The sequence below is a fragment of the Thalassotalea sediminis genome (genome assembly GCF_030295915.1).
GTDB lineage: Bacteria > Pseudomonadota > Gammaproteobacteria > Enterobacterales > Alteromonadaceae > Thalassotalea_C > Thalassotalea_C sediminis.
The window spans coordinates 969,298-981,188 of sequence record NZ_AP027361.1 but is presented as its reverse complement, the minus strand read 5'-3'; the positions used below and the strand labels follow the sequence as shown (position 1 = coordinate 981,188).

Sequence of the window (11,891 nt, the reverse complement as noted above, 5' to 3'; positions counted from 1 at the left end):
AAAGCAGGCTAAAATTGTAGCCTGCTTTGGTAATCACACTAATCGTTATCGGTATTTGACTCATCAACGACGTCAGTTGCTGTGGCAGGTTGATATGATTCAATTTCAACTCGATCTACTCGCTGTAAACCGCGAGGCAACTTGTTACCTCGTCTTCCCCTTTCACCACGATAATGGGCTATGTCTGTCGCTTTAAGGGTTAGCTTTCGTTTGCCTGCATGCAACGTGACAGCATCAGATTCACCAATCACCTCAATAAGTGTGACAAACTCCTCTCTAGCTTTAGCTCTAGCTGAAGATACGTTAATGATCTTATTACCTTTACCTTTGCTTAATACCGGTAAATCTTTCACGGGAAAGACTAACATGCGCCCTTCTGAGGTAATAGATAAAACAAAAGATGAGTCAAGTAAATTTATTGGCTTAGGTTCAAGAACCTTGGCATTTGCAGGTAAACTTAACAATGCTTTACCATTCTTATTTCGACTGACCATATCGGCGAATTTGCCAACAAAACCATAACCCGCATCGCTACTAAGTAAGTAGTTATCTTCGTCATCTGCCATCACTGTTTGCTCAAAGTTTTCCCCTGTTGGCAAATTAAATCGGCCGGTGAGAGGCTCCCCTTGACTACGCGCAGTGGGCAATGAGTGCGCGTCTGTTGTATATGCTCGCCCTGTAGAATCTATAAATACAACAGGTCGATTACTACGACCTCGGGCAGATGATAAATACTTATCACCAGCTTTATAACTCATTGATTCAGGATCAATATCGTGTCCTTTAGCACACCGAGCCCAGCCTTTTTCTGATACCACAACGGTAACAGGCTCACTTGGTACAAGATCTTTTTCAGATAAGGCTTTTGCTTCTGAACGTTCAACAATTTTAGAACGACGATCATCGCCATACTTTTCAGCAGCAGCAAGGATTTCTTTTTTCATTAACGTGTTCATACGTGCTTTAGAGTTTAGTGTTTTTTCTAAATATTCACGTTCTTTGTTGAGCTCTTCTTGCTCAGCTCTAATTTTAACTTCTTCAAGTTTTGCAAGTTGGCGTAATTTGATTTCTAATATTGCTTCAGCTTGTCGCTCAGATAACGCAAAGCGCGATATCAGCTCTGCTTTAGGATCATCAAAATTACGAATAATTTCGATAACTTCATCAATATTTAGGTAAGCAACCAACAAGCCTTCAAGAATATGTAAACGGGCGAGCACTTTATCTAATCTATGCTGTAGGCGCCTAGTCACCGTTTCGCGTCTGAAGACTAACCACTCAGATAAAATATCGCGTAAGTTTTTAACCGCTGGCTTACAATCTAAGCCAATCATATTGAGGTTTACGCGGTAATTTTTTTCAAGATCTGTTGTGGCAAAAAGGTGCTGCATTAGTTGTTCAACATCAACTCGGTTTGAGCGAGGAACAACAACTAAGCGAATAGGATTTTCATGATCTGATTCATCACGTAAATCAACCACCATTGGCAGCTTTTTCGCAGTCATTTGCCCTGCTATTTGCTCTAATACCTTACCGCCAGACGCTTGATGAGGCAGAGCGGTAATCACTATTTCCCCATGTTCTACTTCATAAACAGCGCGCATTTTTATACTACCGCGCCCGGTTTGATAAATTTTTTCAATATCCGCTTTTGGTGTAATAATTTCTGCATCTGTTGGAAAATCAGGCCCTTGAACATGCGTTAGCAACTCATTAAGCTCGGTCTTTGGTGCTTCTAATAATTGAACACACGCATTGGCGATTTCTTTAACATTATGCGGTGGAATATCCGTTGCCATACCTACGGCTATACCGGTTATACCATTGAGCAAGATATGTGGTAGCCTAGCAGGTAAGGTTTTTGGCTCTTTCATTGTGCCATCAAAATTAGGTACCCAATCAACGGTACCCTGACCCAATTCCGAGAGTAATACTTCACTAAAGCGAGACAATCTCGCTTCTGTATACCTCATTGCGGCAAAAGACTTAGGATCGTCTGGAGCCCCCCAGTTACCTTGCCCATCAACTAATGGGTAGCGATACGAAAAAGGTTGAGCCATTAACACCATGGCTTCATAGCAGGCTGAATCTCCATGAGGATGAAACTTACCTAATACATCACCTACTGTACGCGCAGACTTCTTGTACTTAGCAACAGCTGACAAGCCAAGTTCAGACATTGCATAGACAATACGTCGCTGTACTGGCTTCAACCCATCGCCAATATGCGGTAAAGCACGATCCATGATCACATACATGGAGTAGTTTAAATAAGCTTCTTCGGTAAACTGTCTTAACGGACGTTGTTCTATTCCGTCTAAACTAAAATCAAGCGCATCAGACATTCTTTTTCCCACGGTTTGCTAGCTATCATTGCAATAATTAGCAACTATTACTTATGTATCTTGTTATGTTCTAGCATGAAAGTAATTGAATACTTCCACTTTATAGAAATATGACTGTTAGCTTAGCGAATTATTGCATCGGAAAAAACTGTTTGTTGCATATATTTTACATTACGCAATAAAGCCGTCGCTTAGCTGTTGAGATGGAGAACTACATTTAGAGGACAATTAACATCTAAAGACTATATTGTGCTTCAAAAAGCATGTCAGTGACACACTTGATTTCTGCCAAGTGACTTAGCACGATACATGGCTTCATCAGCTAAATGCAGTAGAGCATCAAAATCTGTTGCCTGTTCATTTACAGCTGTTACACCAATGCTAATCGTTGTTTTCACATTTACCGGTGCCGTTGCCTGAACCTCTAGCGAAAACTTTTGTACTTTTTCACGTAATCTTTCCGCAATTGCCTTTGCTTCTTTTAATTCGGTATTTGGCAATACAATGGCAAACTCTTCGCCGCCAATGCGCGCAAAAATATCTTTGGCTCGCAATGTTTCTTTACCAAGCTTGGCAACTTCAACAATTGCTTTATCGCCAATATCATGCCCGTAGGTATCATTAATACTTTTAAAGTGATCAATATCGATCATCATCACACTAAGCGGTGTCTTTTTAGTGAGTGCTTCTTGTAATAAAGCTTCTCCACGTTTAAATAATATTCGTCTATTATAAAGCCCAGTTAAACTATCAGTTTTAGCAAGATGTCGTAATTTGCTTCTAATTTTTAATTGCCTGATCAATAACACTAGAAAGATAAGTGCTGTTACCATTAAAATGGCTAAGTTTCGTTGTTGTGATTCTCGCTGTTTTGCAGCGTCGGCTAACTGCAGGGCTTTCAGCTTTTGCTGACTTGCGAGTACCTCATTTTCCTTAAGCTTAAGATCCGTTTCATACTTTTTATTTAAATTTGCTAGGCGCTCTTCTCGTAAAACAGTTCTGTATTTATTACTTTTATCTAAATAAATTTTCTTCTCATCATAAGCACGTTTAAACTCTTGTTGTGCTTCGTAAAGCTCTGCAAGCAATAAATGAATTTTAGAAAACTCTGGAGTATTAATTTGTGCTTCATTCATCGATTTTTCATAACTAAGCGCTTGCGTTAGCTTTTCAACACCTAACGTATAATCTCCTTTTTGCTTTGCAAGATATGCATCGACTATAAGCATGAGATATTTTTCTGCGAGGTTAAATGTATCACTTTGTTGTTGTAACCTAAGAAAAATTTCTTCGACATCGCGATGCTCATTACGACTCTTTGCTACTAGATCTTTGATACGATCATCAACCGGAAGCTTTTGTTTTTGTTCTAACAATTCAGACGCAGTCGCTTCAGCTTGCTCTGCGAATGACGGCAAAGAAATAAGAAACAGTGGAATAAATATATAAGCAAACTTGAAACGTTTAATCACTGAATACCCTGTCCTTTCCTTGATTCTTTGCTTTATAAAGCAACTCATCAGCTTTTTTCATTAGCGCCATATTATTTACATAATTATCAGATTGATACGTCACTACGCCAATACTTAACGTTACACTGTCAAGATCCTTAATATCCCAGGTAGTTTCAGCTACTTGTTTACGCAAACGCTCTGCAATAACATTGACCTGTTCTTGGGTTACATGCGGTAAAACAGCAATAAACTCTTCTCCGCCAAAACGGCCAAACGTATCAGTTTCTCGCATTAAGTCTTTACCCATTTGCGCAATTTTTTGTAAAACTTTATCACCGCTTTTATGCCCAAGCCTATCATTAATCCGTTTAAAGTCATCAATATCTACCATGAATAAACTCAACGGCATATTATGCTGTTTAGCTAAATTAAAGGCCTTTTCTGCCTCTGCTAAAATGTGTCGACGGTTTGAAACGCCAGTAAGAGAGTCTGTTCTCGTCGCTAGCAGTAACTTGCGTTGCCCCGTAATAATTTTAATTAAAATCCAAGCTAAAATTAAGGCTACAATAGCAAACAGGACAATAAACCACTGCCTATTTTCAACAGTTCTTTGCGTTTCTTTTAACATCAGCTCTTGAACGCTTTTTTTCTGCTCGAGTAACTGTTTATCTAAGTCAGCCTGCTGGCTTTCATAACGCATGCGTAAATCTTCAACTTCATCAACGTTACTATCTTCAATGAGTTGAAAAAGAAAATCTATCAGTGCATTTTGAGCTTCACTTGCCGCTTTAAAGTCTTTCAACTTATAGTGCAACTCACCTTTTAAATATAACAAGTCCAACGTAGCGTTATTCGCCACTACTTTTTGATCACTATCTTTGTATTTTGCTATATAAGTACTTGCTTTGTTTAACGCAGTTAATGCTTCCTGATATCGTTCTAACTCAAAAAACAAGTAAGCTTTATTCAAGGCATGGTTAATAGGGATATCGGCTTGCTCAGCGTGTTCTAAATATTTTGTCGCCATTTGCATATATTGATATGACGCTTCAGGATTTTTATCCTCTTTTTTCGCATAAGCCCAAGCCAGGCCAACATATACTGAAGAGATCAACTCATTATTGCTGAGTTTGTCTATATCTGCCAAAATTTCTTGGTAAGCACTTATCGCTTTCTCATACTGTTCAGTATAAGAGTAATGCATGGCGATGTTTCGAATTGTGTTGTATGTGTACTGCTCTTTGCCTGCTTCGGTATAATGCTGCTTTGCTTTTAGATAAAACGCTAAAGATTTATCTAACTGGTTAAGTAAACTATACAAAACCCCAAGCTCAGTATTGATATAACCAAGCAATTCATTATCTTGTATTTTATTCGCTATAGCTAATGCATCATTAAACATGATTAAGGCTCGATCAAACTTCTCCATTAAATAATCAAGCGCGCCTAAATTGATCAATCCAATCGCGACAATTTTTTGATCTTTAAGTGAGTTAGCGATCTCAAAACCATTTAAGTAGTCTTGGCGCGCATTTTCATAATCACCTAAGCTCTCATAAGCAAAACCACGGGAGTACAATAGTTCGCTAGTCACAATACTTGGATTTTTCAAGTTTCTAGCGAGCTTCAAAGCTTTGTCAGCGGTTTCTTTGCCTTTTATATAACGTGCCTGTTCAACATACAGTTCAGATTGAAGCTTATAAAAAACCAGTTGCTGCTCTATAGATAAATGTTCTATTTGGGAAATTTGTTTCGATAAAGCCTCATAGGCTTTTGCGGGGTTGCTGTCTTTTAATGCTTCAACGTTAGTGACAAATTGGTCAAAACCCGCAGAGGTTAACAACTCCTGAGCAATAACTTTACAATTAATTAACAAGTAAAGGCAGAAAAAGGAAAGTAAGCTAAGAGTTCTGACATTTTTTATTGCATACTTATCAGGCAACTTTATTTCCTTTATACAGAGTATTAACTACAGGTACGTTTAAAGTATAGGTATAAGTACTAACATACTTAAAAACAAATAAAAAAAACAGAATTATTAATTATCAATGTGCCAATAACTTGCTTCTATTTTATTTCCATCAGGGTCAACAACGAAACAACCATAGTAAGGTTCGCCATACTCAATTCGCCCCCCTGGTTTTCCATTACATTTTCCACCCAATGATAGCGCTAACTGATAAAACTTATCCACTTGCTCTGTTGAATTGGCAACAAAACCAAAGTGCACACCATTACCTGATGTTGCCACTTTTTTGTTAAAGGGCAACTGTACCCAAAACTCAGGATAGCCTTTACCAAAAGCTAATGCATGTTGATATTCACTCACTAATTCAATACCTAATACAGCAAGCAATGGCTGATAAAATAGTTTTGCTTTCGCTATGTCGTTAGTACCAATTGATGCATGGCATATACTTCTAAGTAACCTATTTTCAATCATGTTGCACGTCATAAAAGTGAGTTAATCAACACTATATTTGCACGTATGCATATCATTAGTCATGATTAACTATAAACCAAAGAGTTCAAAGATAATGCATAAAAGTTGCGAATTAAAGGCTTTTCTTTGACAAAAAATGACTAATTAACATAAGGGGTTATATATGAGTATTAGGTTTTTATTTGCCTTAATAGTAGCACTACATACATTTAACATCAGTGCAGCCAATACTACTAATCTGCAAGACATAAAAGCGCCCGCACGTTTTGACAACCTTTATGTAAAACCTTTAGGGACGAATGAGCATACGTCTTCCTATGCAATTTTTATAAAAAAAGAAGTAAAGCCTCATTACCATGCTCATCATACCGAGCTAGTTTATATTTTGGCAGGTTCAGCACAATTTACACTTGAACAAGTGACCACAAACGTTAAAGCAGGAGACTTTATTCGTATACTGCCAGGCAAAGTGCATAGTGTTAACGTTACTTCTTTAAAACCATTAAAAGTCTTATCAATTCAAACACCTGAATTCCATGGAAAAGATAGAGTCTTTGTCACGCAAGAGTTCAATTGATTGTATCACTTATAAGTATGGTGCGTTTTGCTTCAACGCTAATACCTTATCTCTATTCACTCGCTGTTTATCTAGTATACCGGAGAAACTATGAAAGCTAATACTCGATGTAGTAGGAGATATTGCCTCATTTAATTGAACGATATTTTGCGGCGTAATACCGCCACCAATAACCACTTCAATACTGTCTTTTGCCGCGCTGATATACCGATTTAAATTATCGATTCCATCCATTGCACTGCCTCTTGAAGACCAAGGTATACCGCAAGTTAACACATGATTAATACTAAACGTTTTTAATTGCGTTAACGTTAATTCGGGTTCAGTAAGTGCATCAAATGCTCGATGAAAAGTTGTTTTCAACGTTAATGATTCGGCTAGCGTACACAACGCGTCACAACTATCAATATCGAGCTTACCTTTTGCATTTATCACGCCAAATACAACGCCATCAGCGCCATATTTACTCGACAAATGTATTTGCTTTTTCATCAGTAACAATTCATCATCACTGTAGTTAAAACCACCAGCCCTTGGCCGTATCATAACCATTAGCTCGCCATGCTGAAAAAAGCGTCTAGCCGTTTTGATTGCCTCACATGTTGGCGTTAAACCATCTTGACTCATGGTTGAACATAATTCGATTCGGTCAACACTCGTTTTGTCACACAAGTATGCGTTATCAGCCAATAGCGTCAAATTATCTGCATCTAGGCAGACTTCAATTTTATTCATCTTGGTAGGCATTTTTTATGGATAGTATTTTATCCAGTTCTTGCTCAAGTAATTCTACTAATTTAGGTTCAAAATGCTTACCACTTTGCTCTTTCATAAAGCGCATTGTATCTTCGATACTCCATGCTTCTTTGTATGGTCTTTTACTCGTTAATGCATCAAAAACATCTGCTAGCGCAACAATTCGTCCTTCAATTGGTATTTTCTCGCCTTTTAGCCCTTTAGGGTATCCAGTACCATCCCACTTTTCATGATGTGTTAGGGCAACGACTTTTGCCAAACTAATCAGTTCAGAGTCATCTTCACCGAGAATCTCAACACCAATTTCAGGATGTGTTTTCATCACTTTAAACTCTTCTTCCGTTAACTTTCCTGGCTTTAACATGATGTGATCCGGTATACCTATTTTACCAACGTCATGCATTGGCGCCGTATGCAGCAACATATCGGCTCTAGCTTTACTAAACCCATAAGCTAATGCGATAATTTTGGCGTAGTGACTCATACGTACAACATGCATCCCCGTTTCATTATCTTTAAACTCTGATGCACGCCCTAACCGTTGAATTATTTGTAATCGAGTAGCTTTCAATTCCTCAGCATCTACCAACGATAAATGCGTGGCGACGCGCGCTCTAACAACTGCCGGCGAAACTGGCTTAGTGATATAATCTACCGCGCCAATTTCAAACCCTTGAGCTTCGTCGGTTTCATGATTCAATGCCGTCACAAAAATAACAGGAATTCTTTTGGCTATTTCTAGTGTTTTTAACTGCTGACAAACTTCAAAACCTGTCATGTCGGGCATCATGATATCAAGTAAAATTAAATTGGGTTGTTTTTCGGTTGCCAAGCGCAGCGCTTCGTCACCATTTTTTGCAAAAACGAGACGATAATCCTGATGTAAAATTTGTTTTATAACCCGCAAATTAGCGGGTTCGTCATCTACGACTAAAATAAGTGCTCTTTCATCGTGCATTTATCGATACCTTAACTTGTTTCAATTTTTGCCAATAATTTATTAACAAAAACGACCGCTTGCTCAAATTCAAAATCATTTATTGCTTGATTAATCGCATCTACATCCAATTGATACCCCTTAAAAGCGCTATCTGATATCAACAGTAGAGCAGACTCATCAATTTCATTTTGTGCAGCTGCATCACGTAAATGCTGCAACGCCTGAACAAATGTTTCTAAATTACCTGTGTCTACATCGACTTTAGATATATTGGGGATATATTTATCTACTTCGCATTGAACTGCTTCAAATAGTTTTTGAATTACATCGACTACGGCTTGGCTTTGTAATGGATGACTTGTAATAACAGCTTCCAGTTTTTCTAAATTACGCATTAAACAAACTAGCGAAAGGTTTCCGCAAACGCCTTTAAGTTTGTGCGCTTGAGCCTTTAATTCTTGCCAGTTTTGTTGTTCACAAAGTGTTGTGAGACCCGAAAAGTCTTGCGAAAATTGTTTGGTAAATTGGCTAAGCTCTTGATAATACGCATCAACACTCCCCCAAAGGGCAGCGCCTTTTTTCTCATCAATTAGCTTACCTAGTGATGTTTCTTGGCTACTTACATTTACATCGGCAATTGTTATGCCTAACACCGTCGCTATTTCATTAAATAAGGCATTTATATCTACGGGCTTATTGGCGAAGCCATCCATACCAGATTTTTTTGCTGCAATACGATCGTCATTAAGCACACTGGCAGTAAAAGCGATAATTGGCAGGTGTGACAATCCTTGCTGTTGTTCGACCTTCCTTCGTTCTTGAGCCGCTGTTAAGCCGTCCATTACCGGCATTTGTACGTCCATTATAACGAGATCAAGATTGTCTTCAGTCGCCATCCTAATCAATGCCTGTTGACCATCTCTTGCTGACACGACTATATGCCCCTCTCGTTCTAACAATACGGAAAGCAATTCGATATTTTGCTGAATATCATCAACGACAAGAATTTTCATTGGTGGCAACTTTATACGCTCTGTCTTGCTTTCTGCAACGGTATTGCTACTCGATATTAGTGGTAAATTAAAACGGAAAGTACTGCCTTTATTTAATGTGCTTTCTGCACTAATTTCACCGCCCATTAGTTCAACAAGTTGCTTACTGATAGTCGTGCCTAGCCCCGTACCACCAAACCGTCTGCTCATTGACGAATCGGCTTGTGTAAAAGGTTCAAATACACTCGCCAATTGAGACGCATCCATGCCAATGCCACTATCAGCTATAATAAATTCGATATTGTCATCTGCAATGGGTTTTACAGAAAGCGTTACAAAACCTTCTTGGGTAAACTTGATCGCATTACTCATTAAATTAGTCAGAACCTGCCTAATACGTTCAGGAGAGCCTTTGTAATTTTTTGCCAGTTTAGGCGAAACATCTACTGTTAGTTTGAGCCCCTTATTTCTAGCCTGTAACCATAAAGTTGAAACAATTTCATCAACCTCTTGAATAAGTGAAAAGTCTCGGAGTTCTAATTCTACTTTACCTTTATCTAATTTAGCACTATCTAAAATATCGTTTAATAAATGTAACAACGATTTGGCAGAATTATTAATCGTACTTAAATGACGTTGCTGCTCTTGCGCTAAATTACTTTCTAGTAAAATATCACTAAAGCCGATAATCGCATTCATTGGCGTTCGGATTTCATGGCTCATATTTGCCATAAAACTTGCTCTGGCTGAGGCTGCCTGCTCTGCACTTTCCTTCGCTTGCACTAGTGCCTGTTCCATTTCCTTACGTTCAGTTATATCCATAATAAAACCGTCAAGCCATGTTTCATCATGGTTTGGCATTTTTACATGTATACCTTGCTCCATAACCCAACGTACTGCGCCATCACGCCTAATAATGCGATACTCGAGATTAAATGGTCCGTCGAAAAAAGCACTTTGTGTAATACGTGTTAAATCATCTGGATGATATAGTTCAGTGAAGCTACGTTTTGGTTCAGGTAACGTAAAATCTGAAGCTGGATAGCCTGTGATACTTTCTACGGCATCACTAATAAAAATCATAGGCCATTCAGGTGTTTCTTTACATCGATAGGCGATACCTGGAATATTGGTTATTAGAGAGCGATATTTTTCTTCGTTGTCTCTTAATGCTTGTTCCATTTTCAATCGAGGACGTATATCGGAAATAAAAGCAACAAAAAAATCATTTGTACTAAGTTTTACGTGTCCAATTGCTAACCTAATTGCCACCTTGCTACCGTCTTTATGACGCGCATCTACCTCACGTCCTTTACCAATAATATTAGCTTCACCCGTTTCAAGATAACGCTGAATATAACCATCATGTCCATCATGGTATGGTGCAGGAACTAATACATTAACATTCTGTCCGATGATTTCTTTTGCAGACCAACCGAGCAAGTTTTCAGTTGCTTGATTGATACTAAGGACTGTCCCTTCGCTGTCAATACTAACAATTCCGTCAACCGCTGTGTCCATCATTGCTCGCATACGACGTTCACTTTCTTCAGCTCTGCGAGAAATATCTTTATATCGATAGACCATGTTCAGTCCTAAAACTAAACAGATGATAACAATAGTCGTAATTGAAATACCTAAGGCTAAATAAATAGAAATTTCCGAACTTTGCTGACTAAGCTCTAGACCAGGAGGTCGAACAAAACGTGCTGCTGCCATACCGGTATAATGCATGCCAGTTATCGCACACCCCATTACGATACTCGCCCATAGTTCTGGATACCACCAATTAAGGCCTTTACTACGTAAAACAACCAAACCAAAGCGAATCCAAAGCGATAACATCGCCAACGTTACCGCAACGACAATAGATAATCCGAAAATCCAAAGCTCATACCTGAGTAGAGGTGCCATATCCATTGCTGCCATGCCGGTATAATGCATGGTACCAATACCAGCACCTACAAGAACGCCGCCAACGAATAACGATAGAAAGTCTTTACGATGACTATTGATGTAACTTAAGGCGACCCACGATGCAAAAATGCCAGGCAACATCGACATAAAAGTAATAAAGCCATCATACTCAACGGTTGTACATAAATCGAAGGCAAGCATGCCAATAAAGTGCATACTCCAAATACCGCCACCAAGAGCAATACTACCTATTCCTAGCATACTATGGCGGCGTAAATTAGATATTTTGTTATTTGCTTGAGAGGCAACTTGTAACCCCATAAAAGAGGCAAATATAGCGATAAAAACAGAGAGAGCAACTAACCAAGGATTATAGCTACCATAAATTAAAATACTATCAGCAGGGATGGTAAATTGCGTAATAATCCAGTCGAACATATATCAAATACTCCACTACTCCCTGTCTA

At 38.6% G+C, this 11,891-nt stretch carries 8 protein-coding genes; 1 reads left to right on the top strand and 7 read right to left on the bottom strand.

The window, feature by feature from the left end; all coding sequences use genetic code 11:
- Positions 1-38: 38 nt before the first annotated feature.
- The 4 genes from parC to QUE09_RS04405 form a co-directional block, all read right to left on the bottom strand.
- Complete coding sequence (parC, locus tag QUE09_RS04420) at positions 39-2,345, bottom strand: DNA topoisomerase IV subunit A (protein WP_286235001.1); 2,307 nt, start codon at positions 2,343-2,345, stop codon at positions 39-41.
- Positions 2,346-2,611: 266 nt separating this feature from the next.
- Positions 2,612-3,817, bottom strand: coding sequence for a GGDEF domain-containing protein (locus QUE09_RS04415; RefSeq protein WP_286235000.1), 1,206 nt, complete (start codon positions 3,815-3,817; stop codon positions 2,612-2,614).
- Entirely contained in the window at positions 3,810-5,741 is a 1,932-nt protein-coding gene (locus tag QUE09_RS04410) for a GGDEF domain-containing protein (protein WP_286234999.1), read from the bottom strand. Before QUE09_RS04410 ends, QUE09_RS04415 begins: the two co-directional genes overlap by 8 nt.
- A gap of 96 nt (positions 5,742-5,837) precedes the next feature.
- On the bottom strand, positions 5,838-6,242 hold the full coding sequence (locus QUE09_RS04405) for a VOC family protein (RefSeq protein WP_286234998.1): 405 nt from the start codon (positions 6,240-6,242) through the stop codon (positions 5,838-5,840).
- A 163-nt stretch (positions 6,243-6,405) separates the two neighbouring features.
- On the opposite strand from QUE09_RS04405, the gene QUE09_RS04400 reads away from it, so the two are divergent.
- Positions 6,406-6,819 carry a cupin domain-containing protein gene (locus QUE09_RS04400; protein WP_286234997.1) on the top strand — a complete coding sequence of 138 codons (414 nt, stop codon included), beginning with the start codon at positions 6,406-6,408 and terminating at the stop codon, positions 6,817-6,819.
- Between the two features lie 9 nt (positions 6,820-6,828).
- On the opposite strand, the gene QUE09_RS04395 is transcribed toward QUE09_RS04400, so the two are convergent.
- From QUE09_RS04395 to QUE09_RS04385, 3 genes are read right to left on the bottom strand one after another with little or no spacing between them, the layout of a single operon-like run.
- Positions 6,829-7,554, bottom strand: a complete 726-nt coding sequence (locus QUE09_RS04395; protein ID WP_286234996.1) for a copper homeostasis protein CutC — start codon at positions 7,552-7,554, stop codon at positions 6,829-6,831.
- A complete protein-coding gene (locus QUE09_RS04390) occupies positions 7,547-8,533 on the bottom strand; it encodes a response regulator (RefSeq protein WP_286234995.1) in 987 nt (328 codons plus the stop codon). Before QUE09_RS04390 ends, QUE09_RS04395 begins: the two co-directional genes overlap by 8 nt.
- An 11-nt stretch (positions 8,534-8,544) precedes the next feature.
- Positions 8,545-11,862 (bottom strand): MHYT domain-containing protein, encoded by a 3,318-nt coding sequence (locus QUE09_RS04385; protein WP_286234994.1) that lies wholly within the window; start codon positions 11,860-11,862, stop codon positions 8,545-8,547.
- Between the last annotated feature and the right edge of the window lie 29 nt (positions 11,863-11,891).

Bases quoted from the DNA above. Each gene is read 5' to 3' on its own strand.
- parC (WP_286235001.1), bottom strand. From the start codon at position 2,345: ATGTCTGATGCGCTTGATTTTAGTTTAGACGGAATAGAACAACGTCCG.
- QUE09_RS04405 (WP_286234998.1), bottom strand. From the start codon at position 6,242: ATGATTGAAAATAGGTTACTTAGAAGTATATGCCATGCATCAATTGGT.
- QUE09_RS04400 (WP_286234997.1), top strand. From the start codon at position 6,406: ATGAGTATTAGGTTTTTATTTGCCTTAATAGTAGCACTACATACATTT.
- QUE09_RS04395 (WP_286234996.1), bottom strand. From the start codon at position 7,554: ATGAATAAAATTGAAGTCTGCCTAGATGCAGATAATTTGACGCTATTG.
- QUE09_RS04390 (WP_286234995.1), bottom strand. From the start codon at position 8,533: ATGCACGATGAAAGAGCACTTATTTTAGTCGTAGATGACGAACCCGCT.
- QUE09_RS04385 (WP_286234994.1), bottom strand. From the start codon at position 11,862: ATGTTCGACTGGATTATTACGCAATTTACCATCCCTGCTGATAGTATT.